At 40.0% G+C, this 26,457-nt stretch carries 27 protein-coding genes, 2 riboswitches and 1 other annotated feature; of the genes, 13 read left to right on the top strand and 14 right to left on the bottom strand.

All coding sequences use genetic code 11. The features are described from left to right. Positions 1 to 255: 255 nt before the first annotated feature. Genes AB1H92_RS15420 through AB1H92_RS15430 form a run of 3 tightly spaced genes read right to left on the bottom strand, consistent with a single transcriptional unit; the run spans position 256 to position 3,872 of the window. Positions 256 to 1,428, bottom strand: coding sequence for an amidohydrolase (locus AB1H92_RS15420; protein ID WP_243835837.1), 1,173 nt, complete (start codon positions 1,426 to 1,428; stop codon positions 256 to 258). Continuing rightward, entirely contained in the window at positions 1,428 to 2,663 is a 1,236-nt protein-coding gene (locus AB1H92_RS15425) for a Zn-dependent hydrolase (protein WP_115363717.1), read from the bottom strand. Before AB1H92_RS15425 ends, AB1H92_RS15420 begins: the two co-directional genes overlap by 1 nt. Positions 2,664 to 2,681: 18 nt before the next feature. Then, positions 2,682 to 3,872: a hypothetical protein gene (locus AB1H92_RS15430; protein ID WP_115363719.1), complete on the bottom strand. Its 1,191-nt coding sequence runs from the start codon at positions 3,870 to 3,872 to the stop codon at positions 2,682 to 2,684. Positions 3,873 to 4,328: 456 nt separating this feature from the next. On the opposite strand from AB1H92_RS15430, the gene AB1H92_RS15435 reads away from it, so the two are divergent. Beyond that, the gene (locus tag AB1H92_RS15435; protein WP_115363721.1) at positions 4,329 to 5,201 is read left to right on the top strand and encodes a peptidylprolyl isomerase; all 873 of its coding nucleotides are present in this window, start codon (positions 4,329 to 4,331) and stop codon (positions 5,199 to 5,201) included. A gap of 56 nt (positions 5,202 to 5,257) precedes the next feature. On the opposite strand, the gene wrbA is transcribed toward AB1H92_RS15435, so the two are convergent. The 5 genes from wrbA to thiD form a co-directional block, all read right to left on the bottom strand. Next, complete coding sequence (wrbA, locus tag AB1H92_RS15440; RefSeq protein ID WP_115363723.1) at positions 5,258 to 5,923, bottom strand: NAD(P)H:quinone oxidoreductase; 666 nt, start codon at positions 5,921 to 5,923, stop codon at positions 5,258 to 5,260. A 26-nt stretch (positions 5,924 to 5,949) separates the two neighbouring features. Further along, positions 5,950 to 6,561, bottom strand: a complete 612-nt coding sequence (locus AB1H92_RS15445; RefSeq protein WP_115363725.1) for an alpha/beta hydrolase — start codon at positions 6,559 to 6,561, stop codon at positions 5,950 to 5,952. A 135-nt stretch (positions 6,562 to 6,696) separates the two neighbouring features. Next, positions 6,697 to 7,902 carry a DUF3238 domain-containing protein gene (locus tag AB1H92_RS15450; protein WP_115363727.1) on the bottom strand — a complete coding sequence of 402 codons (1,206 nt, stop codon included), beginning with the start codon at positions 7,900 to 7,902 and terminating at the stop codon, positions 6,697 to 6,699. A 61-nt stretch (positions 7,903 to 7,963) separates the two neighbouring features. Further along, positions 7,964 to 8,623 (bottom strand): thiamine phosphate synthase, encoded by a 660-nt coding sequence (gene thiE / locus AB1H92_RS15455; protein ID WP_115363729.1) that lies wholly within the window; start codon positions 8,621 to 8,623, stop codon positions 7,964 to 7,966. Beyond that, positions 8,616 to 9,452, bottom strand: a complete 837-nt coding sequence (gene thiD / locus AB1H92_RS15460; protein ID WP_115363731.1) for a bifunctional hydroxymethylpyrimidine kinase/phosphomethylpyrimidine kinase — start codon at positions 9,450 to 9,452, stop codon at positions 8,616 to 8,618. Before thiD ends, thiE begins: the two co-directional genes overlap by 8 nt. 72 nt (positions 9,453 to 9,524) lie before the next feature. Further along, a riboswitch (TPP riboswitch) is annotated at positions 9,525 to 9,631 on the bottom strand. 346 nt (positions 9,632 to 9,977) lie between these two features. Continuing rightward, a riboswitch (TPP riboswitch) is annotated at positions 9,978 to 10,085 on the top strand. 83 nt (positions 10,086 to 10,168) lie between these two features. Here thiD and thiM point away from each other — a divergent pair. Further along, positions 10,169 to 10,936: a hydroxyethylthiazole kinase gene (gene thiM, locus AB1H92_RS15465; protein ID WP_115363733.1), complete on the top strand. Its 768-nt coding sequence runs from the start codon at positions 10,169 to 10,171 to the stop codon at positions 10,934 to 10,936. Between the two features lie 11 nt (positions 10,937 to 10,947). Next, positions 10,948 to 11,424 (top strand): energy coupling factor transporter S component ThiW, encoded by a 477-nt coding sequence (thiW, locus tag AB1H92_RS15470; protein WP_370475605.1) that lies wholly within the window; start codon positions 10,948 to 10,950, stop codon positions 11,422 to 11,424. A 53-nt stretch (positions 11,425 to 11,477) separates the two neighbouring features. Here the strand turns inward: thiW and AB1H92_RS15475 are convergent, their stop codons facing one another. Then, the gene (locus tag AB1H92_RS15475; protein WP_115363738.1) at positions 11,478 to 12,032 is read right to left on the bottom strand and encodes a histidine phosphatase family protein; all 555 of its coding nucleotides are present in this window, start codon (positions 12,030 to 12,032) and stop codon (positions 11,478 to 11,480) included. Positions 12,033 to 12,271: 239 nt separating this feature from the next. Next, positions 12,272 to 12,514, top strand: a binding site (T-box leader). 94 nt (positions 12,515 to 12,608) lie between these two features. On the opposite strand from AB1H92_RS15475, the gene AB1H92_RS15480 reads away from it, so the two are divergent. The 3 genes from AB1H92_RS15480 (at position 12,609) to AB1H92_RS15490 (ending at position 14,851) form a co-directional block, all read left to right on the top strand. Further along, positions 12,609 to 13,418, top strand: a complete 810-nt coding sequence (locus AB1H92_RS15480; RefSeq protein ID WP_115363740.1) for a YitT family protein — start codon at positions 12,609 to 12,611, stop codon at positions 13,416 to 13,418. A 190-nt stretch (positions 13,419 to 13,608) separates the two neighbouring features. Next, positions 13,609 to 14,049: an NUDIX hydrolase gene (locus AB1H92_RS15485; protein ID WP_115363742.1), complete on the top strand. Its 441-nt coding sequence runs from the start codon at positions 13,609 to 13,611 to the stop codon at positions 14,047 to 14,049. 103 nt (positions 14,050 to 14,152) lie between these two features. After that, complete coding sequence (locus AB1H92_RS15490) at positions 14,153 to 14,851, top strand: YjjG family noncanonical pyrimidine nucleotidase (RefSeq protein WP_115363744.1); 699 nt, start codon at positions 14,153 to 14,155, stop codon at positions 14,849 to 14,851. A 280-nt stretch (positions 14,852 to 15,131) separates the two neighbouring features. Here AB1H92_RS15490 and arr read toward each other — a convergent pair whose 3' ends face one another. The 4 genes from arr to AB1H92_RS15510 all read right to left on the bottom strand — a co-directional run bounded on the left by arr (position 15,132) and on the right by AB1H92_RS15510 (position 17,656). After that, positions 15,132 to 15,548, bottom strand: coding sequence for an NAD(+)--rifampin ADP-ribosyltransferase (gene arr / locus AB1H92_RS15495; protein WP_115363746.1), 417 nt, complete (start codon positions 15,546 to 15,548; stop codon positions 15,132 to 15,134). A 241-nt stretch (positions 15,549 to 15,789) separates the two neighbouring features. Then, positions 15,790 to 15,987, bottom strand: coding sequence for a DNA-binding protein (locus AB1H92_RS15500; RefSeq protein WP_115363748.1), 198 nt, complete (start codon positions 15,985 to 15,987; stop codon positions 15,790 to 15,792). Positions 15,988 to 16,000: 13 nt separating this feature from the next. Beyond that, a complete protein-coding gene (locus AB1H92_RS15505) occupies positions 16,001 to 16,621 on the bottom strand; it encodes a vWA domain-containing protein (protein ID WP_115363750.1) in 621 nt (206 codons plus the stop codon). Between the two features lie 78 nt (positions 16,622 to 16,699). Then, positions 16,700 to 17,656: a macro domain-containing protein gene (locus tag AB1H92_RS15510; protein ID WP_115363752.1), complete on the bottom strand. Its 957-nt coding sequence runs from the start codon at positions 17,654 to 17,656 to the stop codon at positions 16,700 to 16,702. Positions 17,657 to 17,837: 181 nt separating this feature from the next. Between AB1H92_RS15510 and AB1H92_RS15515 the strand changes: the two genes are divergently transcribed. The 6 genes from AB1H92_RS15515 to AB1H92_RS15540 all read left to right on the top strand — a co-directional run bounded on the left by AB1H92_RS15515 (position 17,838) and on the right by AB1H92_RS15540 (position 24,209). Further along, a complete protein-coding gene (locus tag AB1H92_RS15515) occupies positions 17,838 to 18,620 on the top strand; it encodes a conserved phage C-terminal domain-containing protein (RefSeq protein ID WP_115363753.1) in 783 nt (260 codons plus the stop codon). Positions 18,621 to 18,775: 155 nt separating this feature from the next. Then, a complete protein-coding gene (locus AB1H92_RS15520) occupies positions 18,776 to 19,309 on the top strand; it encodes an ECF transporter S component (RefSeq protein WP_115363755.1) in 534 nt (177 codons plus the stop codon). Positions 19,310 to 19,631: 322 nt separating this feature from the next. Continuing rightward, entirely contained in the window at positions 19,632 to 20,891 is a 1,260-nt protein-coding gene (gene dcm / locus AB1H92_RS15525; RefSeq protein ID WP_115363757.1) for a DNA (cytosine-5-)-methyltransferase, read from the top strand. 70 nt (positions 20,892 to 20,961) lie between these two features. Next, a complete protein-coding gene (locus AB1H92_RS15530) occupies positions 20,962 to 22,371 on the top strand; it encodes a Sau3AI family type II restriction endonuclease (RefSeq protein WP_115363759.1) in 1,410 nt (469 codons plus the stop codon). A gap of 11 nt (positions 22,372 to 22,382) precedes the next feature. Next, on the top strand, positions 22,383 to 23,156 hold the full coding sequence (locus AB1H92_RS15535; protein WP_115363761.1) for a hypothetical protein: 774 nt from the start codon (positions 22,383 to 22,385) through the stop codon (positions 23,154 to 23,156). 66 nt (positions 23,157 to 23,222) lie between these two features. Continuing rightward, positions 23,223 to 24,209, top strand: coding sequence for an asparaginase (locus AB1H92_RS15540; RefSeq protein WP_115363763.1), 987 nt, complete (start codon positions 23,223 to 23,225; stop codon positions 24,207 to 24,209). A gap of 487 nt (positions 24,210 to 24,696) precedes the next feature. Here the strand turns inward: AB1H92_RS15540 and AB1H92_RS15545 are convergent, their stop codons facing one another. Beyond that, positions 24,697 to 25,557, bottom strand: coding sequence for a dimethylarginine dimethylaminohydrolase family protein (locus AB1H92_RS15545; RefSeq protein WP_115363765.1), 861 nt, complete (start codon positions 25,555 to 25,557; stop codon positions 24,697 to 24,699). A gap of 205 nt (positions 25,558 to 25,762) precedes the next feature. On the opposite strand from AB1H92_RS15545, the gene AB1H92_RS15550 reads away from it, so the two are divergent. Next, positions 25,763 to 26,455, top strand: coding sequence for a YqcI/YcgG family protein (locus AB1H92_RS15550; protein WP_115364193.1), 693 nt, complete (start codon positions 25,763 to 25,765; stop codon positions 26,453 to 26,455). Positions 26,456 to 26,457 lie beyond the last annotated feature (2 nt).

The raw sequence follows: 26,457 nt of genomic DNA on the forward strand, positions 1-26,457 counted from the left end.
CTCCTTCTGCTGATCATCGAAACCTTGACGAATCAATACGTTTTTACACGCACTACTACTCTATGGGAGGATACTAGATAATATGCATGAATTATTTATTTTTTAATAACGCATGGTGAATGCCAATCAATCCTATAAAACATCATAAAAAAGCGATTCATCTCTTATAGAGATTGAATCGCTGAATGATTATAGAATTACTACCAATGAATTCTAATTTTCGATATTTCCTTTTAGTATATTAAAACCATTCATTTACTGGTTCAAATACGCCCATGCAAATTGTGCATAGAGTTCTGCGCCTGTCGCAAGTGCATCTTCGTCAATATCAAAGCTGCCATGGTGATGCGACCATTCCGTATCTTTCTCGGTGTTCCCACTTCCTACAAGCGCGAAGCTACCTGGGGCTTTATCCAAATAAAACGAGAAGTCTTCCGCGCCCATCGTTGGTTTTTCATTATAAAGAACATCCGGACCAAATGCTTCTGTAGCAACTTGCTGTACAAGCATCGCGCTGGCTTCATTATTAATCACCGGTTGTGTACCACGAATATATTCGACTTCCGCAGTCGCACCGTACATTGCTGCCACGTTTTGAGCATAATCGGCAATGCTTTTTTCAATATGATCACGCGTCTCCTGATTAAATGTACGCACTGTTCCTTCTATAAGTGCATTCTCAGCAATCACGTTAAATCGCGTGCCAACATCCATTCTGCCGATTGTAAGAACGGCGGCATTTTGCGGATCGATTGTCCGCGAGATCACTGTTTGAACGTTCATCACGAATGAAGAAGCGACAACTGCCGCGTCGATACAATCTTCAGGAATCGCTCCGTGCCCGCCTTTTCCTACAAAGTGAACCTTGAAAATGTCAGCGGCGGCGAACGATGGTCCAGGCGGACATGACACTTGATGTGTCTGCATTTGTGACCAAATATGGATTCCAAATACATGATCAACACTCTCCATCGCACCTTGTTCAACCATCGCCTTAGCTCCCTCTGCAATTTCTTCAGCTGGCTGGAATATTAGACGGATATTTCCTTGAAGCCCGTCCTTCACTTCCGACAAGGCTTTTGCAGCCATCAGCAGCATGGAAGTATGCGCATCATGTCCACACGCATGCATTTTCCCCGCTACTTTTGAAGCGTATGGGACATGCGTATTTAACTGTTCAACAGGTAGCGCATCCATATCGCCTCGCAGCGCAACCGTCTTACCGCCTGGTTGACCTTCTATCTCAGCAATGACTCCTGTTGGTTCTGTTTTTCGGTACGAAATGCCAAGCTTGTCGAGATAATCGCAAATGAACTGGGTTGTTTTCACTTCTTCCCACGGCAACTCCGGTTCACTATGGAATGTTCGTCGCAATGCGATTAGCTCTTCACGATCCCGTGTAACTGTATCTTTAATTTGTTGATTGATCATGATGATTTCTCCTTCATTAATTTATTAATCGTTTCGAATAAAATATTTGTACCTACCGCCAAATCTGTTGCACTCGACCATTCTTCCGGGCAATGACTCAGTCCAGCTTTACTCGGGATGAAAATCATTCCACAAGCGGTGAAATCTGATAAAACCATCGCATCATGACCCGCTCCGCTTTGTATAGAGCAATTCGAAGAACCCAGTAAATCACTCGATTCTTTCAATACAGAACGAATGCTTGCATCTAATAATTTCGGTTGAATAGACATCTGTTCTTTAACAGTTATTTGAATACCTTCATCTTTTTGAGTCATAATTCTTTCTTTCGTGCGCTTGACAGCCTCGAGCACGTGCTCCTCTTCACCTGAACGTATATCAACTGTGAAAGTGACGTTTTCAGGAATGACATTTGACCCGTTTGGGAATACGTTTAATCGTCCTGTTGTGATGACAGTTCCATTACCGACCGTAGCGGCAATCTCAGGCAAATCGCCAACTATGCGCGCAGCAGTGACGAGCGCATCCGAACGTCTGTCCATCGGCGTCGTCCCTGCATGTCCCGCTCGCCCTTGCACCGTCACCTCTAAATGGGTGAGGCCAACAATTCCTTCAACAATCCCAACTTGGATTCCTTTTTCTTCAAGTATCGGACCTTGCTCGATATGCAGTTCAAGAAAAGCAAGAATTGTTTTCGGATCGCGCACTTTCTTTTTCGAAGGATCTAGTCCAATCTCCAACATCGCATCTTTTGCTAATATGCCTTCCGCATCCGCCAACTGATCAAAGTCCGACTCAGTTAGGACGCCCATCATCCCCCTTGAGCCCATAAGCCCGCCCCCAAACCGCGAGCCTTCCTCTTCAACAAACGCAATAATTTCAAGAGGATAGAGAGGCGTAATGGCATTTTCCTTAAACAGTGCAGCCAATTCCAACCCCACAACTACACCAGCAGTCCCGTCATAGGCACCACCATTTGGAACAGAATCAAAGTGAGAGCCGACCAGTACGGAAGGCTTGTCCGGCATCTGCCCTTCAAGTTTCCCGAAAATATTTCCGAAACCATCTTCTGTAACGGTAAGCCCGTATTCGACCATTCTTTCCTTAATGTAGTTTCGTGCTAGTAAATCTTCTTGACTATACGTCAATCTTGTTACACCTTGACCTGGCGTTGCCGTAAATTGGCTTAATAACTCGATATGCTGTTGAATCCGGTTTTGATTTGCTTTCATAACTTCAACCCTCTCTACTTATAGGAATGCAACAAAAGTACCCGCGAGGATAACAGAGACAATCGTAACACTTATAAAACCACCGACAAGCATTGGCGGAAGCATATGACTTGTCAAAACTTCTCTTTCCTCTTCATCTTCTGTTAAGGCATTAATGACTTCGACTGTAATGATGTAGTCTGCCGGGAAACCATACAACGCAGTCAATGATACAGCGAATGCCATTTCCTTACTGACTTTTAACACTTTCCCCATAATGAACGAGAAGATGTACATCCCAATCACACCAAATCCGATACAAACAACGAGTGGATATAAGATACCTAACATCATGTCGGGTGTGGCGACTTTCAAACCATCAAAGACGAAGAGCATTAACCCAAGAATCGCAAACCCGAATCCATTTGCCCTTTGCAATGAATTACGCTCTAAAAACCCAACGCTTGTTGCAATAACACCGAATACTAAGCAAAGGACAAACGGGCTAACAGCTACAAATGGTGCGAGCAATTCAGATGTCAAATAGGCAAGATATCCAACAATCGCTAATCTTAAATACTTAAAGTAATCCGTATTGTATTTCTTAGGCATTTTACTAAATAATTTAAGCTCTTGTTCTTTTGACGCTTCCTCTTTCTCTATATCTTCCGTCTTCTTTTCTAATTCTCCATTGCGATACTTGCTAAGAAGCGTTTTTCCTTCTTTCTTCAAAACGAAAGAAGTCATCGGATATCCCGCGAAACCTTGCATCACGTAGATAACTATCGCGAATACCGACAACATCGTAAGCCCGGCTTCTGCTGCACCTTCCGACATAATTAACGCGGAAACAATGCCGCCAACGAGCGGTGGAATGGCAACAAGTACTGTTTGAACATCAAATAGTATTGTTCCAAATCCGAATAGTATGACAATAATACCTAGAATCCCGGCTAAGGAAATTAATATCGTTTTCCATTGTTTAGCTAATTCTTGAACAGACAATAGTGTACCCATATTTGTAATCAGTAAATAGATTAACATGACCGCAACAGTAGGCGGAACCCCTGCAAGCGCAACAATATCTTGCGGAAAAAAAGTCCAATATCCAAGCAAGAAGAGGACCGCACTAACAAAAACAGAGGGAATCCAAGCTTTCGTGCGAACGGCAACAAGATCTCCGATAAATAATATAGCAACAACAAGTACTAAAGCTAACATTTGCGACATAACAATCCCTCTTTTCTAAAAATATCAAATAGACATAAATTTATAATGTCGATTGTGAAATAATAACACAACTCTTTCTATTCTGCAAATAGTTTTTTAATATAATGAATAAGCGTTTTTTAACCATTCGATTAATTCCGATAACCTAGAAAGAATCTGAAACCGCTGTCAAATTGTTCTTCTACCGAAAACACCATCACTTAAATAATGGAATTGAAACCTTAAAAAATTGCAGACGTCAATTTGTTAGGAATGTTTTCTCAGGAACATGGCGAAACTGGGGAATAGGAGTAAATAAGGAAAAGGATACAAAGTTTTTCATCACTTTAAAACAACAATAAAGAGGTTCATGCTATACTTACAACAGAAGCTGAATATCAATTACTATTTCGTTCATATCTCGTCCATATTTACGCAATATAATTGATTCACACATATGGTATTGGAGGAAAAATAATGGTTAAGAAATGGTTGAATACGAAAGTAAAGGTCGGATTGGCGGCCCTAAGTTTAGTCGTAATCACTGGTTGTTCAAATGGGGAGTCTGTTGCCACTGTTGATGGTGAAAAAATTACAAAAGATGAACTGTATGAAATTCTTGTACAATCTAATGGACAACAAGCACTTGATGCTTTAATCGATGAAAAAATTGTAAATCTTGAAGTGAAGAAAGAAGACATCAAAGTTTCGGATGAAGAAATTGATGAGGAAATTACGAAATTCATTGAAAATGCAGGTGGCGAAGAAGCATTTAATAACGCATTAGAACAAAGTGGTATGACAGAAAAAGATTTTAAAGATGATGTCATTCAATACTTATCCATTCGTAAATTAATGGAACCACGTGTTGAAGTAACGGACGAAGAAATTGAAACGTACTTTGAAGAAAATAAAGAGGCCTTTAATGTTGAAGAACAAGTTGAGGCAAGACATATTTTAGTGGAAGACGAAAAAACGGCAAATGAAATCGTACAAAAGCTAGAAGACGGTGAAGATTTTGCTGAATTAGCGAAAGAGTATTCAACAGATGAAGGTTCAGGCGCACTGGGCGGAGACTTAGGTTTCTTTACACGCGGTAGAATGGTACCTGAGTTCGAAGAAAAAGCCTTTTCTTTGAAAGTCGGCGAAATTAGCGAACCTGTAAAAAGTGAATATGGTTACCATATCATTGAAGTATTAGATAAAAAAGAAGCAAAAGATGCCGTTTTTGAAGACCATGTTGTTGAGATTCGCGAAAAGCTATTTGAAGACAAAATGCAAACTGAATACGTCACTTGGTTAGAAGAAGCAAGAGAAAAATACGACATCAAAAACAATCTAGACAAATAAGTTAGCAAAAAACCGACACATCCAGGTGTCGGTTTTTTTGATTCAAATGTATACATTTACTCTAAATTTTTCAATGCGTTTGCGACGCTAACTGTTCGTTTCGCTTGGTGAGCTACTGCTGCTTTGATAGCTGCCTCATCTTCCACCATTTTACCGTCTTGTCCGACCGTGACACTTGTTCCGTATGGGTTGCCCCCTGCACTAAATATAACAGGATCCGTATAGCCCGGAGCCGCAACAATGGCTCCCCAATGATACATGGTCGTATAAAGAGACAAAATCGTTGCCTCTTGGCCGCCGTGTGGGTTTTGCGCGGATGACATTGCGCTCACTGCTTTATTCGCAAGTTTACCTTCTGCCCATAGACCACCGACTGTATCGATAAAACTTTGCACTTGGCTCGCAATATTTCCAAAACGCGTCGGCACACTAAAAATAATCGCTTCCGCCCACTCCAAATCTTCAGGCGTCACTTCAGGCACATTTTTTGTCGCTTGTGCATGTGCTTTCCATCCTTCGTTGGCATCGATTGCTGATTGCGGCGCGGTTTCAGGTATTTTTAATACTTTTACTTCAGCCCCCGCCGCTTTCGCCCCTTCTTCTGCCCATTTGGCCAATCGATAATTCGTTCCACCAGCACTGTAATAAACAATTGCCGTTTTGGTCATGTTTTCCATCCCCTTTGCACTCACATTACCAAACATTCTATATAAATAACCCATGTCTTACTCCCCGCTTCGCATTGTTGTTACGAACCGAAATTCGTCTCAAACCACTCAGCAGCCGCTGCTACTTCCGTCCTCGTGAGCGAATGACCGTTCATCTCCCAGTGTAACGCAGTTTCAGCACCTGCACCTCTCAGAAGCTCATCCAATTCTTCCGATTCAACCATTGGACAAATCGGGTCATTCTTACCCGCGGCAATGAACACTTTCGTTCCTTCAAGATTTGGTAACTGAAGGCCTCTTCTCGGCACCATTGGATGATGAAGGCTCGCTCCTTTTAAACTTCCCTCATAATGGAATAATAAACTTCCAGCGATATTTGCACCATTCGAATAACCCACAGCAATCACATTGTCCCGATCAAATTTGTACTTTTCTGCTGCCTCGTCAAGAAACGCGTGCAACTCTTTCGTCCTAAAAATTAAATCTTCCTCGTCAAATATACCTTCCGCTAATCTGCGGAAAAATCGTGGCATGCCATTTTCAGAAACATTTCCACGAACACTTAACACCGCCGCATCCGGATCAATTAAATCTGCAAGTGGCAATAAATCTTCTTCCGTGCCGCCTGTACCATGTAATAATAAAAGAACTGGCTTAGCCGCATCTTTACCTTCTTTAAAAACATGAATCATATGTCATTCCCCCTATTTCGATTGTGAACTAGGATCCTCATTATACGCTTTTCATTCCCCAGAACACGCTTCCTAAACTATCTCGAATTCAAGACGATACTAACAAAGGGAATTTACCTTGTCAATCTATCCGTTTTATTCAAAGTTTGAAAAACGCCAATAATGCCAACTCATCACATCAGACATCCAAATAAGTCCATTGCTTTCGGCTAGATGAATGGGTATCCATCCATTTTGTGCGCCGCGCACAAGATAGACTTCATGATGCGGCGCCTGATTATGGTACCCAGTCATATCAAATGTCCCATCCCTTCGCAGAACAGCACGAACTTCATAATTAATCTTCGGTGCTTGAACAAGTGGATTTTGGACTTCATGCATTAACAGAAAACCGGCCTCTCCTGGCTTATGATCGCTTCTTTCCAAAACAACCCCGTCACTAGTGGCTTGCGCTTCTTTTCTAATTCGGCCTACATGATCATACGCCACTGTCATCCCAATATTTCTTGTACAGACCATTGGCGACTTTACCTGTCCATAGTCGAGTGAAACATCGACCCTTGTGCGAAAACTCGTACCGTCTGGATTAAAATCTCTCGCATCCCCTTTGAATAGATGATTTTTGGAAAAGAAATTGGGGTTTTTAATCATTTCTTCTTTCAAAAAGGTTGTATAGCGAAATTGCCATTCATTCACTTTGCTTTTAGCTGTTCGTTGCAAAGTTGGAATCAGTAATTCACGCGGCCTTCCAATTTCCTTCGTCACCGTAAACCTTTCAATCGCTGGTTGTTTCTGTGACGTCTTTTTATTCATCATCCCAAGGACTGTAGCTGCCACTGATTTCCCTTTGCTAAACCGTTCTTCTGACATCGCAAGGGGCCTTTTCGATTGAATTCGATATGTATAGGTTTGATCCATTGAAATATCACGGTCAATATATTGGTTCTTCTGCACCTCTTTGATAAATACATCATTTCGATAAATTTCATAATGTGAAACGTCTTTTATTTTTTCCCAAGACAATGCAATTTGGGACTTGGCTACGATGGTCGTCATGACAAGAAATTGCAAAGGGTTTTTAACATTGCGTTCTTCTGCATAAGCCGAAGTTTGAAGGCGCACAACATCCACAACCTCTTCATTCACAACACGTTCAATCGAGTAGTTATACAGTTTCGCATGCTTAAAATCACCGTCCTTAAACTCCGCTACCGTCCCCTCGTATAAAAGTTCACCGTCGCGATATACATAATAATTCCCACCCAAATCGCGCCAAGTAAAATGAATGACATCATGCTTATGCGTCACAGTTTGCACTTCAAACAACGCTTCATTAACCATAAAAAACCACACTCTCCTTTTAGGAAAGTGTGGCGAATTTCATTGAGGATTATTCATTTTTTTACATTTCAACACCAGTTGACGCTAGCGTTACACTCCCTTTAATTGCGCGCGTTACTTGTTCTACATCTTCGGAATTTGCAATTGCCGAAATCATCGCGACACCTGAAGCCCCTTCACGAATAACCCTTCCTGCTTTCCGCTCTGTAATGCCTCCAATACCTACAATCGGAAGACCCGGAAGTACATTCGCCACTTGACGAACTAGCTCTGTCCCGACCGGTGCACCTGCATTTTCTTTAGATGTCGTTTCAAATAAAGGCCCAATCCCAACATAGTTCGCACCCGCATCGGAAGCCGCCATGGCATCTTCAATCGAATGCGTGGAAACGCCTAGTATCTTTTCTGAACCAATCTTTTCACGGACCTTAGCAATGTCCCCATCTTCTTGTCCAATATGAACACCGTCTGCGCCAACTTCTACGGCCAAGTCGACATCATCGTTCACAATAAAGGGAACTTTAAATTTGTTACAAAGCTGTTTACATTGTTCAGCTAATGCTTTTAAATCATCCCCTTGTAACGCGCCCTCCCCTTTTTCACGCAATTGGAAAGTAGTAATGCCCCCTTTTAAAGCAGCTTGTAAAACATCAAGTAGATTTCGATCTCCAATATTTGTTGTTCCGGCAATAAAGTATAATTGTAGTTTACTTTTATCCATCGATCACAACTCCCTTTTCATGTTTTTCAGCTTTCATTTGCTGCTTATATGCCCAGTGATTGGTTGGGCCATGTCCACTCCCTATGTCTAACCCATTTTCAATTGCAGCATGAATAAAATTCTTTGCAGAAACAACAGCATCTGCTTGATTTTTACCCTCTGCAAGAAAGGCAGTCAACGCAGCCGCATACGTACAACCTGTCCCATGTGTATCTTTTGTGTCAATCCAAGGCGTACGTACGTAAAACTTCTCCCCTGCGGCAGACATAAATAAATCTTCCGCATCAGGTACGTCTACCCGATGTCCCCCTTTAATGACGACGGATTGCGCCCCTAATGCCAATATATGCTTGGCCGCTTTTTCTATGTCCGCATTGTTTTGGATACGTAACCCCGTCAGAACTTCAGCTTCTGGAATATTGGGTGTCACTACTGTCGCAATAGGAAGAAGTTCATTCTTCAACGCCTCAATTGCTTCCTCCTGAAGTAAAGAAGCCCCACCTTTTGCGATCATCACAGGATCAATGACGAGCGGAATTTCCTGTTTCTTTAATTGCTCAGCCACGACTTTAATAATATCTGATGAAAACAACATCCCCGTTTTCACAGCATGCACGGGAAAATCCGTAAAAATGGCTTCAATTTGTGCGGCGATGATCTCTAGATCTATCGATTGGATCGCATGAACTCCTTGCGTATTTTGTGCCGTCACTGCTGTTAATGCGGACGTACCAAATACCCCAAGCTCCTGAAACGTCTTTAAATCCGCTTGAATACCGGCACCTCCACTGTTATCTGAACCAGCAATTGTCATTGCGATTTGAACCATTTCAACTCACGTCCTTTTTTAAAATAAAGCCGCTTTCCGGTAACGTTAGAAAGCGGCGGTCATCCTTTTATACAAAAAGACGTGCCACTTCCCTACGCCAGTATCATCCGGATCAGGTTCTAAGGATCTGTACAAAACATATACATCTCAGCCTTTGTTAGGCACTCCTAGTGGTTGTAGAACTATTCAGCTTTTATTCACTATAGCACATTTACACAAGGATATTGCCTTGTTCACAGAACCTTTAAGAAACTTTTACAAATTTAACTGAATAACCTTTGCCGAAATCTACTCATTTTTTGTCATCAAATGTAAACTTTATCCTAATTACAATAAAGTACGAACTATGTTGATTTCCGTTCCGGGCGGACGCTTTCCACTACAATCAACGAGACACCCTCATCATTAAGATGAACTTTTAAAAAAGTAAGGATACTTAAATTCATCTATATTATAAAAATAAGCAATTGTGAAATTGATTCATCTAGCAAAATTATGCTATAGTGAATCTAAATTCAAATAGTTTATTGCCACTGGAGGTGCCTTTGTGAAAGGCTGAGATGCATATACATATGCGGACTCTTTGAACCTGATCTGGTTTAGACCAGCGGAGGGAAGTGGATCCGCGTTTCTTTTACACCATATCGAAATCGTGGCCGCTTCCTACTATATATAGGAGCGGCTTTTTCTATTTTAAAAAAGGAGCCAAATGATTTATGAAGAAAAACAATCATCTACTTGCAGCATTAAGACAACAGAATCCTCTGATACACTGCATTTCCAATATCGTTGTTGCCAACTTCCAAGCAAATGGATTACTTGCACTAGGCGCCTCACCGATCATGGCGGATGCCATGGAAGAAGTTGCTGAAATTGCAGCCGTGGCAGATGCAACGGTTCTTAATATGGGAACACTCAATCCAACTACGCTAGAAGCTATGATTCACGCGGGGAAAAGCGCAACGGAACGAAACATCCCTGTCGTCATCGATCCAGTCGGTGTCGGGGCCACTACTTTTCGCAAGCAAAGTATCCAACAACTCTTACAAGAAGTTGACGTTACCCTCATTCGTTGTAATGCAGGCGAACTTGCAGCCATCGCGGGTGTGGATTGGACAGCGAAAGGCGTTGATGCTGGCGTAGGTGATGCAGATATTGAAAGTATTGCAAAAGCAGTAGCGAAAAAACATAATTGTTTACTCGCTGTTTCTGGAGAAATCGATATCGTCACAGACGGTTATCAAACCTTTTATATAGAGGGCGGACATCCACTCATGACAAAAGTGACAGGCACCGGATGTTTATTAAGTAGTGTCGTAGGCGCATTTTTAGCAGCTGCTGAGGAAAACAGTGTCGAAGCAGCGGCAACAGCCCTAACTTTCTATAAAAAAGCCGGAGAAAAAGCAGCAGCGCTCGCGGTCGGACCTGGAGACTTTGCTGTTCACTTTCTAAACGCACTAAACGAGGAGGAACCTACACATTGAACCTTCGAAAAATGACCATCATGACAATGTTCGTCGCCATAGCAGTTGCCGGCTCTGTATTTGTTTCCTTTCCAGCAGGAATTGCGCGCGCCTACCCGATTCAACATGCTGTCAATGTGATTGCCGCCATTACGTTAGGTCCCATTCCTGCATTGACGATTGCTTTTTTAACTGGACTCGTTCGAATCCTAACAGGAACTGGCTCGCTTCTCGCTTTTCCAGGCGGGATGATCGGTGCTTATTTAGCGGGCATCCTCTACCAAAGATTCGGAAAACCAGCATTTGCAGCCATCGGTGAAGTGATTGGGACTGGCATCATTGCTTCCTTATTTGCAGTTCCTTACGCAAAAATCTTAATGGGGACAACGGTGACAGCATTCTTTTTCATGCCCCCATTTCTCGTATCAAGCGTAAGTGGTGCGTTACTCGGCGTCATTTTAGCCGCTCGCCTGAACAGGTCAGCCATTCGAACAAAATTAGAAATCTAACAAACATCCATAGAATTTGTACTCCAAACTACAAATTCTATGGAACGTTTTCGTCATAAATGAATAAAATGATCCGCCCAAATCCTTTCAACTTGAGCCACTTCTTTCTCTATATGAATGACATACACATCTGGATTCGTTAACGTTTGCCACTCAGTAAAACCAAATCGTTCATCAAAACACCGTAACAAGAGCGTCATTAGATTGCCGTGTGTAACAAGTACCGTTCGAGCGCCTTCTTGCAATGAATCTACCATATTTTTCACACGTGTCATCGCCTCAATTGATGACTCACCACCTTCATATTTAAGATAAAGATTTAGAAAACTATCCTCCAACTTAACTAACCAATCTTCAAAATTACGGTCGCTAAGGACACGTTCTGATAATCGACTATCCTGTTCCAAATGAAGTTTTTTCGATTCGGCTATCGGCCATGCGGTCTCCTTTGCACGAAGATAAGGGCTTGAAATAATTTGATCGAAATCCTTCGTTCTAAAAAAATCAACAAGTGCTTTCGTTTGTTGTCTGCCTTCTTCCGTTAACTTCGCATGCGGCGATTGTCCCTCTGCTCGGCAATGGCGAACAACATACAATGTTTTCCCCATCATGTTCCCTCCTTGCGTAATACTTTTCTTTTCCCTATAGATGAAAACACAAACTTAAATTGCCAAATTTAACCGCTGTTTAAGCGTTAAGTATTCATTGGAAAACCTAAAATAGGACTGTATGAATTCTATTCTCCTCAGATACATTCAATGTTTATTTTTCTGATATATGTAAATTAATTGCAATTTCTTACACATATTGACACCCTCTTTTTTCTCTGCTAAATTAGCTAGTAATACAAAAATCTATGACGAGAAATAGTACGATTTGCAACCTGTTCTTCAGAGAGTCGACAGTTGGTGAAAGTCGATGGGCAGCGCTAATCCGAAAATCATCTCTAAGATGCCTCACTGAAATTTTGTAAGTGACGCCGGTGTCTCTACCGTTATCAAAGAGCACGTATGATAGTACGTTGACTGAGCGCCGCATATTGACTGTTGCGGAATTTGGGTGGTATCGCGAGTATAAACTCGTCCCTTAGCATGGGCGGGTTTTTTATTTTATCCAAAATATACCTACAAAGACTCTGTTCCACTTTGCTATCTCTAAATTTTGTGAAAAAGGAGATTTGTCTGATGAAAAATTTAGTTGTCGTTCTAGGTTCACTCATTGTTGCATTTGCTTTTAATTGCTTTCTTGTTCCTCACGAAATTTTAAGCAGTGGAATTAGCGGTCTCGCGATTTTACTCGGAATACTTACACCCTTCGATACGGGGATTTATAACTTTCTATTAAACGTCCCTTTACTCATCTTAGGTTATTTTAAACTTGGCAGAACAATTACGATTAACACACTTGTATGTGTAGCTTCTCTCTCGTTATTCTTATTTCTAATCCCAGCTGTCGCCATTACGGACAATATGCTATTATCTACCGTTTTCGGTGGAGGCATTGGCGGGCTTGGTGTAGGCCTCATTTTAAAATTTGCCGGAACGTCAGGCGGATTGGATATCATCGCCATCATCATCGCGCGTGCCAGTTCTTTCAGCGTTGGTTTACTACTAACAGGCATGAACGGAATCATCGTGCTCATTTCAGGATTTGTCTTTGACTGGGAAATTGCCCTGTACACACTTTTGTCGATTTATATTACAGGGAAAATGATTGACACAGTCTTTACAGACCACCTCAAATTAACGATGCAAATTGTTACGACGCAAGGCGATGCGATTAGAAACGAACTACTTGAGTCGATTTACCGTGGCATTACAATCACGGAAGGCTACGGTGGCTACACACAAGAAAAGAAAGATATCTTAATGATGGTGTTGACTCGTTACGAAACGTTGCACGTCAAAAATGTTGTGAGAAAACATGATGAAAATGCATTTATTAATATGTTTGAGACTATAGAAGTCGATGGAAAGTTTTCCATCAATAATTAGATTGAGAAGACCAGGCAGTGATGCCCGGTCTTTTTTTGTTCTACAGGAATCCCCATCGCGTCTGCTGGGTCATTCAACTTAAAATCAAATACATCCTTTGAATGATCAATGCTATACTTGTTATACCAAATTTATATGAATAGGTTTTTGATTCAAAAAACGTCATTTTCTTGTAGAAAGGGGTTTTGACTTGAAAAAAATTGATGATTTAAAAGCTGGCGTTGCTGTCATTATTTTGAACAAAGAGAATCAAGTTCTATTGCAAAAAAGAGCTGATGTGGGCTTGTGGGGAATCCCTTCAGGACATGTGGAAATTGGTGAAACAGTGTCTGAAGCAGTCATTAGAGAGGTAAAAGAAGAGACTAATTTAGATGTAAGAATCGAAAAACTGATTGGTGTTTATTCCGACCCTGATTCACAAGTTTTCAAGTATCCAAATGGGAAGGCAGTACATTTTATTACGACTTGTTTTCTTGCTGAAATCACAGGTGGCGAACTTACATGTAACTCAGACGAATCGCTTGAAATTAAATTTTTTGATCCGGACAACTTACCAGCAGATTTGTTAACTATGCACCCTCAATGGTTAGAAGATGCTCTTTCAAAAAAGGAAACGGCATTTATTCGCTGATCAATATTTTAGAATAAGGATTGCGCCTATTCTTAAACACTATGTTTTCTTAATTAGGCTGACTATAATGCACAATAACAAAAGTAGGAAATGGAGAAGTAACTTGAAAAAGTATCAAACTTTATTATTTGATGTAGATAATACACTATTAGATTTTGGCGCTGCAGAAAGGGAAGCCTTACGCTTGTTATTTAAGGAACAAAACATACCCTTGAACCCTGAAATCGAAGCAAACTATAAAAGAATCAATCAAGATCTCTGGAAATCCTTTGAAAAAGGAAAAATAGATCGCGACGAGGTCGTGAATACTCGCTTTTCGATTTTATTTAAGGCATATCATCGAGAAGTGGATGGTGCGATACTTGAGAAGAGCTACCGCACCTACTTGGAAGAGGGTAAACAACTAGTTCACGGGGCGCTTGAATTGATAACAGACCTGCAAGATCACTATGACTTATACATTGTTACGAATGGTGTTTCCAAGACTCAGCATAAGCGATTACGCGCTTCAGGATTATATCCATTATTTAAAGATATTTTTGTGTCAGAGGACACAGGCTCTCAGAAGCCAATGAAGGCGTATTTTGATTATGTATTTGAAAGAATTGCTAATTTTGATGTAAACCAAGCTTTAATCATCGGGGATTCTATAAGTGCGGATATTCAAGGTGGACAGCTCGCAGGACTAGACACATGTTGGTTTAACCCTGAAATGAAGCCTAATCACACAAAGATTGTTCCTACCTATGAGATTCAAAAACTTGAAGAGCTTTATCGGGTTTTGTTGGAAAAGAAAACTTGAAATGGTATCAGTAGTCAGTCATGTAAATAAGTCTTCAATTTTCTAGCGCGATTATTATAAATCAAAAGCCTATTTCCTCGTCAAAAAGAGGAATTAGGCTTTTATTATTCTATCAGTAAATGCATTAGCGGAAAGAAGTACGTACTTCGGCAATCACCGGTGAGAAAGACGATGATAATGGTCATGCCTATGCCAAAATCACGTAAGAAGCGAAATATCGCTCTCTTCCGTTGCCTATTGAAGTACAACCATCACTTTCGCCCCCCTCCCCTATTAAGGATTAATCGTATATGATAGCTTTTCCTTGTTCACGCAACTTTTGTAATGATGTCAGCATATGATTGATTTCATCATCGGAATGTCTTTCCCATGAACCTAATTCGGCTATTATTTTCAAAGGAGATTTTGATCTATACGAACGTGTTGGGTTTCCAGGAAATCTTTTGTCGGTTAAGTTCGGGTCATTTTCAAAATCACCCAATGGTTCGACAATATAGATTCTTTCCTTTGCTTTGGATGTTGCCAGCTCAGCACCCCATTTAGCCGCATCTAATGTCGCAGTAAAGTAGATATAATTGGATTTTTTGTCTTGATAATTTGATAAGTGTTGTGGTTCTAATAAATCTCCAATTTCCAGTTCTGCTTTCGTACCATGAAAAAACGGACCATTATCTAAGACGTCTTTTTTATTGTTCAAACAGATACACCTCTTATCTAGATTTGCATTTCATTATAGTGCAAATTTCTTTAAAAAACAGACTGAAAATCAGTCATAAATATTGGTATAATATATGTAGAGAGAAAGACATCGAACGATCATTACTTATCTTTTACGTTTATTTAGCAATCAATATTTTGATTATCAAAAAGCCTAATTCCTTTTTTACAATAAGGAATTAGGCTTTTATTACGCCAATTAAAAATGGTACATGCTTATATCACTTAAGAAACGAAACACCATTCTCTTCCATCGCTTGCTGCAGAACAGCCATCGCTTTCGGGCCCATCCCATGGAGGTCCATCACTTCTTCTTCTCGATACTTGGCTAATTCATCCAATTTTGATATACCAGCTCCCGCTAATGCACGGAGTGCCGGTTTGGCTAGTTTTGGTAAGTCAGTTTGTTCGTGTGTCATTGAATCCTCCTAATTATCGTTGCTCGTAATCTTCTTCAATAGCATTTTTCCACGTATGGTCTATTTTTTCATCCATTCGAAACGAGGCAACCGCTTCATTGATCGCATTGTAACTCACTTGTACGCCTTCACTATCCGCGTGATAATTTACGGCAAAGTCCTCGTGAATACCGAACTTCTCAGCAGTAGCAATGGCGTCGATATTCGCCCCGAGGAAGATAAACTCCCAACCGCAATTAGCCTTTTTACTTTCAATCATCGCCTTGATCTTTTCAGATTCATATTCCCGACTCGCATTTTCCATTCCATCCGTTGTGATCACGAAAAGCACCTTGTTCTCAGCTTCTTTACGACTAGTTTTTTGAATGGAAAATCCAATTGCATCCAGCAAAGCAGTCATGCCGCCGACTTGGTAATCCCGTTCCGTTATGATTTCCACTTCGCTGATTGGGACCGCATCATGCAACAATTCATACTCGTCGCTAAATAATACCGTCGTAATCGTCGCTTCCCCATTTTCTTCCATTTGCTTTTGAAGCATCGCATTATAGCCGCCAATTGTATCTGCCTCTAGCCCACTCATTGAACCACTCTTATCCAAAATAAAAACCAATTCTGTTGTGTTTTCACTCATTTGTTATCCCTCGTTTGCTATTTGTTACATTAAGGATAACAATTCAACCTTGCGATTTGGTCGCTTCGAAAGCGACATTTATGCGCCTAATAAAATTTGGTCAAAATTAAATAACGCCTCGTTAATTTCATGGATATCATAATTTTGTTCTGCGATAAAGTATTCGATAATCACATCAAATTTACTACTGCGCGATAACGTATAGCCCGCTTTTGCCAATAAGTCGAGCGTCTCCTCCATCGTTAATTCCAGCGCAATTGCAAACGCAATGACCGTTTTCTTCTGCGGGTTATACGTATCCGAATTACGGATTTTCGAAAACAATCGACGGTCAATATTCGCTTTCTTATACGTTTTAACGTCCGTCATTCCTTTTTCATCAATTAGACGGAGTAACCTTTCAGAAAACGACTCATCTAATCGTTCCAGCACACTTTCCAAACTACTTTCGATAGATTCCTCTAAAACGATATCTTCCATTTCGTTTTGCAAATAAACCTGTTCTTCTTCTAAATGTTCATCAAGGTACTTTGAAATAGACGTAATTAAATGTTCATCGACACGAAGTATTTTCTTATCGAATATGACAAGATATACAACCATTTCATGTTCTTGCAAAAATTCGCGAATGGTAGATACCGCCATGCGGAAAGCTTCTTCAATCGGATATCCGTAAATGCCTGAAGAAATGAGCGGAAAGGCAATGGATTGAAAATCATTTGTGTGCGCAAGTGTTAATGCGTTTTGATAACATTTTTTTAATTGCGTTGCCTCATTTGCATGTCCACCTTGCCAAATCGGTCCAACCGTATGAATAATTTTCTTCGCAGGCAGTTGAAAACCATCCGTCATCACCGCTTCCCCTACCGGACAACCGCCGATTTCATCGCAAGCCGCCTGCAACTCGGCTGCCCCAGCGGCATTAAAAATCGCACCACAAACACCCCCGCCTTGTTGCAGTTCTTTATTCGCGGCATTCACAATGACATCGACGTCGAGATTTGTAATGTCATCTTCAATTATTTTAAATGGCATTGATGTCTTCTCCTTTTAATCAAACAGATCTTATTGTTACTATTCACTATCCCCCTATCAAATTCCTTCTTTCCTTGTCACGCATACACATTCAAAAAATATTTTTACGCTTTTGTATTCTTTTTCAAATAAATCTTCTATATAAAGAATGACAAGGTCTATTAATTGGAGGGGATTTAAAATGAAATTATTAATTAATGAATCACCACTGCAAGTGCTCCCATCATTGGCTATGATCCTTGGATTAAACGATGCACTTTTAATCCAACAACTACACTACAGACTGCTCATCTCGAGAAATGAACGGGATCTGCATAAGTGGGTTTATCGAACATATGAAGAATGGCAACGCGAAGAATTCCCATTCTGGTCTGTCGATACGATTAAACGAACGATTCGTAGGCTGGAGAGTAAAGGGTTAATTGTTTCGACCTCATCGTATAATCGGATGAAAATGGACAAGACGAAATGGTACCGGATTGAGTATGTGGCCCTTCAACGCTTGATGGAGCAAAATGCCCCCATCATGGAAGCAAAATCAAACGAAGAGGAAGGTCAAATTGCCCAGTGTGATGAAGGCAAAATGCCCCTAGCAATAACCAAAGAGATTAAAAGTATTAAAAAAGATATTGTCGGGAAGCATCCCGACGTTGTGTCTGTCATTGATTATTTAAATGAGAAAACCGGTAAAAATTTCAAGACCACGTCGATTGCAACAACGCGATTAGTGAATGCTCGCTTTCAGGAAGGTTACGAAATGGATGATTTCCGACGGGTCATTGACACGAAGGTAGACGAATGGCTAACTGATGCACACTGGCAAAAGTATTTACGACCTTCAACGTTATTCAATGCAACAAATTTCGAAAACTATTTGGAAACATACAGGAGTGAAAATGAAGGTTTACCGAAAATTAATTTACCACAAATATTCGAATTAGATTTGAGCAAGGGGGAGTCTTAAATCAGGCGCGTGTCACATTTTGACGATTCAAACTGACCCCTAAGTTTTATCGAAAGTTGGCACTTACAAAGAGACCAATCCTTTGTTAAAGTTATCAGACAATCTAACGAACATCTTTTTAGAATGAAGATATTAAATCACTGGAGGGATATGCAATGCAAAAAACAACAACTTATTCAAGCGCACGCACTTATAATTTGATCATCACATCGATGTTAATTGCACTCGTATTTGTTGCTACGATGTTATTAAATATCAAACTGCCAATCGCGGCAAATGGCGGCTTGGTCCACCTTGGCACTGGGATGCTCTTTATCGTTTCCATCCTTTTTGGCCCTAGAAAAGGCGCCATCGCTGGTGCTGTCGGCATGGGATTATTTGACTTGGTCGCCGGTTGGACTTTATGGGCGCCCATCACTTTTATAGCTCGCGGTATTCAAGGCTATATCGTTGGAAAAATTGCTTGGTCAAATGGCCGCAATGGGAATAGTTTAGGTTTCAATCTATTAGCCACAATTATTTCGGCACCATTCATGATTGCAGGCTACTACATCGGAGAAGCCATTATCTTTAAAAGCTGGCTCATCCCAGCCGCCTCCATTCCAGGCGACGTTGTTCAGATTGTCATCGGAATCGGCGTGGCAATTCCAGCGTGTGTCGTGCTGAAGAAGCTGCCGTTTTTTAAGTAAGAATGGAAGAGTAGATCACCATATTTACGAAGACGAGCAAGTAGCACGCTTTATATTTTAATACGAAAACAAGCTGACGGAGGCTTTTTGGCCAATGTCAGCTTGTTTTTATTCATTATCAAAAATCCCTACACTCTCAAACTTATATTTTATTTATTTTTTATTGAGTTTATAAAATAGCTAATTTTATAGAAAAACTTTATATAAACTTGCAGATAAATTATTTCTCGACATTTTTATATGTTTTTCCGTATATTATTTGATCTTTTCACCAAAATAGGGTATAATTATATAAAATTGTCGAAAGGACGTTCGTAAAATAATGAAAAATGACAATACGTTACACGTAATGGAATTATTCGCTGGCGTTGGTGGCTTCCGTCTCGGATTAGAAAAGGCTAACCCTTTCCTTTTCGACATTACTTGGGCCAATCAATGGGAGCCGTCCCGAAAAGCTCAAGATGCTTTTGAATGCTATACTCGAAACTTTCAAAGTGGCGTACATAGCAACGAAGATATTGCCACAATTTCAAATGAAACCTTTGAACAATATTCCCCAGATTTAGTTGTTGGAGGTTTCCCTTGCCAAGACTATTCCGTAGCAAGAACACTTTCAGGAGAACAAGGTATCCAAGGGAAAAAAGGTGTGCTTTTCTGGGAAATAAAAAGAGTATTGGAAAGTACACACCCTAAATATGTTCTTCTAGAAAATGTGGATAGATTATTAAAATCTCCATCTGCTCAAAGAGGACGAGACTTTGCTGTAATGTTAACTACTTTTAGAGATTTAGGTTATACAGTTGAGTGGCGTGTTATCAACGCTGCAGAGTATGGCTTTGCGCAACGCCGTAGAAGAGTTTTTATTTTTGCATATAAAAACGGGATTTCATTTTCTGATTCCCAAAATGAATTTAACAACGAAGAAATTGTTTTCAAAGAAGGATTCTTCGCTAAACCCTTCCCTATTAAAGATGAACCGTTTAAAAATCGTGTCGATTCAGTAAAACTTCCTAAAGATATTGTTGATGTATCCGATAATTTTTCTTTCAACTTTCACACGGCTGGTATTATGAGAAACGGAAAAATATATACGGTACATGCTGACCCTGTCATAACAAAACCTACTCCTTTAGGTGATATCTTATTGGATGAAGAGTTAGTTGACGAAAAGTACTACCTTTCACCTGAGGTTGAAGAGAAGTTTAAATACTTAAGAGGTCCTAAGAAAATCGAAAGAACATCTGCTAGCGGTCATAAGTATGTATTTTCTGAAGGTGGAATGTCTCCGACTGATTTATTAGATATGCCGGGTAGAACAATGTTAACAAGTGAAGGTTCTACTAATCGCAGTACACATATCGTCGAGGTAAACGGGCGAAAAAGATTATTGGCGCCTATTGAATGTGAGCGATTGAATGGTTTTCCAGATGACTGGACTAAAGGAATGACAGATCGCATGAGGTACTTTTGTATGGGCAATGCGCTTGTCGTAGGGTTAATTGAGATAATGGGCAATAGAATTGCTGAGATAGAAGACATCCATACCCCATCTGAGGTACAAATAGCACTTCCATTGAGTTGACACAAAAATGTGTCAACTTTTTATTTGTGCTAAAATAAATAGAAAGGATTATGTTGGAGGGGTTTTCTACATGCTTTACAAAACTGAGGAGGAACTTATTTATAAGGCACGGAGGGCAGAAGGTAAGTCATTTGGCGACATTGATAAAAGCGGCCGTATTCAAAATGAACGTGCAAAAGGACATTTAGGTCAAATAGTAGAAGAAAGTCATTTCGGCTATGAAGTGAATTCAAATCGGGAAGCCGATTTTGAAAATCTAGGTGTTGAATTAAAAGTAACTCCCGTTAGACGAAATAAAAATGGAACCTTGTCTGCAAAGGAAAGACTTGTTTTAAATATCATCAACTTTCACGAGGAAGTTCAACGGGATTTCCATACTTCAAGTTTTTGGTTAAAAAACGAGAAGATCCTGATGATGTTTTATAAATGGTTTCCAGAGGTTAAAAGAGCAGACTATAGAATACTCAAAGCTTATCTACATAAGTATCCAGAAGAAGATTTGGAAGTAATAAAAAAAGATTGGGAGCTAATCGTTCAAAAAATAAAGGACGGCCGGGCGCATGAGCTATCAGAAGCCGATACCAACTATTTGGGAGCTTGCTCAAAAGGGGCAAACAAGTCTTCTTTACGTTCGCAACCATTTAGTGATGAAATGGCGATGCAACGCGCCTTTTCATTAAAGCAAAGCTATATGACCGCACTTGTTCGGAAAGTCATTCGACAAGAAGATTTAGTTCGATTTAGTACAGCAAGTGAACTTAAAAAGAAATCACTCGAGCAACTTCTTTGGGATAAGTTCTCGCCTTACATCGGTAAAAGTTTAGAAGAAATATCGGAGGTTACCCAGCAAGTTATTAACCCAAACCCTAAACACTTTCTTCAGCAATTTGTTAGTGGATTACTAGGTATAAGAGGAATAAGGCTTAACCAAATCGAGGAATTTGCAAAAGCCAATATCCATCTAAAAACAATAAGACTGGAACCAAATGGAATACCAAAAGAGCATATGTCATTTAAAAATATTGATTTTATTGAATGGGCTAACGAGAGTTGGGATGATAGCTGGCTAAAAAATTATTTTGAAGAGACTAAGTTGCTTTTCGTGGTATTTGAATATAAAGAAACAGAAGGCGAAAACCCTGACGGAAAACTATATTTCAAGGGAATTAAGTTATGGAATATGCCAAAGAAGAAAATAGATAATCAGTTAAAAGACTTTTGGGTACATACCCAGTCTTTGATTCAGGATGGTATTGAATTAACCCCTGTAAAACAAAAAACGAGAACAATCGTTAGGAATAACCTTCCAAAACCCGGATACAACGGTGTTTGTCATATTCGACCAAAAGCAAGAGATGGTAGTGATAAAACTGAACTGCCTGATGGAAGAATGATTACTAAACAAGCATTTTGGTTGGATAATAAGTATATTGCAGAAATAATAGAGTCTATCAATCCCGAAAAAAACATAAAAGGATAGTGTTAATAAATATGTTAACGCCTGAGATAAAAGCCGAATGGATAACCAATACTAATTGTGAGTTTTATATTGCCAACGAAATGTTCCACAGGAATGCGGAACTTTTTCTGAAGAGTTACCCTAATTTAAAAGTAGATATTACGGATAGATTAACCCAAAAACTTGAAGGCGTTAACCACAGTATTAGAAAGAAGAACAAGCGGAAACATAAAGGATTAACTGCCGATTCAGTAAACAAAGTTATAAAAGATAGTCTAAAAGCAATTAGTAACCTTAAGTTTGAAGTCGAGTATAAGGACGGCGTTTTATTTGATTCTCCTAAGACAGGTGGATTTGACTTCGCCCTATTTGACGAAGACTTTAACATCGTTAATTTTAGAAACTATTGCTTTGGAAAGAAGGCTGTATTTCAAGGTATCGACGAGTGGACAAATGAATTAGATAAAAGAGTAGATTGGAAAAGTGCCGCCGACAGATTAAACCTACCTGACTTAACCAAAAATGCAGGCATTGATTTACCTATCATTAAAAAAGTACCAACCGTTATAGGTGAAGTGCAGTTTGGAAATTGGGCTTTAGCTTATTACGATATGTTTAAAGTGCTGCACCTAGATAATTTAGCTGATTTAGATTTGTTGATTTACATTACGGGAACCGGGGAGTTAGACAGTTACTTGAGCGATGGTAATGTGAATTATCAAAGCATGGAACATATAATAAATGAATATAGCAGTATATTAAAAGTTCCTATTTGGTTAATAGGACTAGACGTTAAACCAAAATAATATAATTCCTTTCCACGTATCATCGTATTTATTTAGCAATCGAATACCTTAATTCTTGGAGGCATTATGAAAAATATAAAAATCATAGCAATGGGCGGAACAATCTCCGCTCATCACGATAATCGTACTGATTTGAGAAATTATGTATCTGGCCATTATACGGGGGAGGATCTTGTACAAGCGATCCCTGAAATTCAAGAAGTAGCCAATGTGACAATTGAACAACTATCGAATGTCAGTAGTACTTTGATTAATTCGACGCATTGGTTAGCGCTAAAAGAAAATATTGAGAAAAGCCTAAATGACGAGGGGTATGATGGCATTGTCATTACCCACGGGACAAATACATTAGAGGAAACAGCTTACTTTCTTCATTTAACGGTAAACACAACAAAGCCGGTTGTATTAACAGGCGCACAAAGACCGTTTTCGGGCCTTAGCTCTGATGTCCATTTAAATTTACTTAATGCAGTCAGGGTCGCGAGTGTAGACGTATCGTACGGAAAAGGTGTTCTTGTCGTATTAAATGATCAAATTAGCTGTGCACGGGATGTTTCAAAAACAAATACATATCGGTTGGAAACATTCCAATCTCGTGAGCTTGGGTACATGGGATTTATAGACCCAGATCATACAGTTCAATTTTATCGGGCACCGATTCGAAAACATACAAGTAAGTCGGAGTTCTCCACACTTAAAATCGATACGCTTCCAAGTGTTGATATTGTTTACTCCTACGCTGGTGCAACCGGCACAATGATTGAGGCCTTAATCAATGCGAATGTAGACGGTATCGTTATGGCAGGAACTGGTGCGGGTCGTTGTTCAGATGCCGAAGAAATTGCATTACAAAAGGCGCGTAAAAAAGGCATTCAAGTTGTCATGGGCAGTAGAGTTGGAAGCGGAAGAGTTGTGCCAATTGAACAATACAAGTACTTGGAAGCTCCAACGACAGATAATTTATCGCCGCAGAAAGCGCGGATTTTACTCATGTTGGCACTGCTCAAATATGAGGATGATGCTGAAATACAAAGGATATTCGATACTTACTAATCAACACTTCCATATTTATACCAAAAACTCGATTGTTTGATCGACTTTATTTTAAATAGGTTTAAAATTCTAACTATGTTAAACTAGAAAGACAACTACATAGGCAGGGTGGGCGGTTGGTCACTTCCTCTTGGGGAGGTGATCCCATGACGACTTACGAAACGATGAGTTTGCTTTTACAGCTTAGCGCTGTTATGTTAGCGGCTTTTACGATTGTAATCTCGTTGATTGTATTCTTTGCAAAAAAGAAATAACCGTCCCCCATGACAAGGTTTGACGGTTATTTCTATACAAATCTTGGCCAACCGCTCTTCTTGCGGTCAGTAGTTGTAAAGCCGGATGTACCCGCATCCGGTCTTTTCATGTTATGCGTATCTACTTCTATTATACGCCAGAAAATAAGAAAAGACAAAAAATTCTACTTACATTATCTTACTTTATTATCATGTGGATTTTTGAATCATTATGGCCATAGTGGTACCAGACATTAACTTGAAGCTCTTTCTACCGGCATCGAACAACATCTAAAAGAACCGCCTGATTTGATAATTTCTGAGAAGTCGACTTCGATGACGTTGAAGCCGTGATTGCGCATTTGTTGATTCACTTCGGTATTTTGCGGTAAGCTAAACACTTTTTTATTTCCAATAGAAAGGACATTCGTGCCCAATGTAAACTGTTCTTCTTCCGATACTTCAATAAGCTTGTATTTCTTTTCTAACATGTCTACTGTCTCTTTATCGAGTGCTGGCGGAAAAATTAGGCCGATTTTTGGCGAAAGTATATTAAATACACAATCTAGATGCAGGTATTTTTCATCGAACGGGATTGGAATCACTTGATGGTATGGAAGCTTAGTATCCAATTCTTGAATCGCTTCTTTGCTCGTTCGGCTACTGACGCCGGCATAGACGGTGTTGCGGTCGATGATCACGTCGCCGCCTTCGATTTTATTCGCACGCAGCTTCTGAAATAATATATTAGATGATTTTAACCACTGTTCTAATGCATCCTCTTCACCCTCACGAATTTCCCTGGCCATTTCAGCGACAAAAACATCATCACCAAGCGTGAATCCAATATCACGTGTGAAAACTTGTTCCGGGAATTGTTCGGAAGCAGGTAAACGTATCACTTCTACCCCATGTTCCTCGAGTTTCTTTACAAATTCCTCATGTTGTTCCTTTGCAATTCGTTTATTAATATTCTCATCTTCATACTCTTTCTGAACATCGTTAATCACTTCTTGGATTTCCATATATGTGGGTTCACAAACGATAACGCGGTGTAATGTATCATATTCACTCCAACATCCTGTTTCAAGGTCTTGCTCTAATCGGGAATTCATTGCCTACCTCCAATTGACAATATTTGATTACCCTTATCAATGCCCCATTACTTCATTTTCAAACGCTAACAATGTGCATTTGTTTTAGTTGTTCATAACCGGGAAGAAGAGTGATATGTGATGCATATACTTTCTACGATGAAATGAATTAGATTGGAGTGATTTTGTGCAAACAAGTAAAGAATTGCTCGTGAAAGAAGATTTCATGAAACGAAATGACTTACCTAATTGGTTGATAAATGAATACCAAACTTTCCACGAAACGGTGACGGATAAAACATTTCCTTGCTATTTTGGCATGGGTGGCGAACTTAGGGGTGAACTTCGGTATGCCTACATCACGCAAAACGACTGGTCCAATTTACCGAAGGCATTAACATCATTTTTAGCACTTTTTAATAATCCAAACCATAAAAGACATGGACTTTTTGTGTTTGTGGAACCTTTTGAGGTGGAAGGTGCACTAGAAGATTACAGAAAACAATTTTGGGAGATTCTACAGTATCTCCATGAAGTGGATGACATTGAATGGCCGACCGACAGTCCCCGCGACCCGGAGCATTACCTATGGGATTTTCGATTCCACGGTGAACCCATTTTTGTATTCGGGAATGCACCTGCTTATAAGCAACGAAAAACACGTGACTTAGGAAATGCGATGGTGCTCGGCTTTCAACCTCGTAAAATATTTGAAGGATTAAAAGGAACAGAAAAAGGCGGCATCATGTCTCGCGAAAAAGTCCGCCAACGGGTTGAGGTATGGGATCAGTTGCCGAAGCATCCTGATATTAGCCACTACGGCGACCCAACTCACAATGAGTGGAAACAGTTTTTTATCGGAGATGATGCAGAACCGATTGTAGGTAAGTGTCCATTTGTGCATAAAGAATTGAGGTAACG

This window comes from Sporosarcina pasteurii, assembly GCF_041295575.1.
Lineage (GTDB): Bacteria > Bacillota > Bacilli > Bacillales_A > Planococcaceae > Sporosarcina > Sporosarcina pasteurii.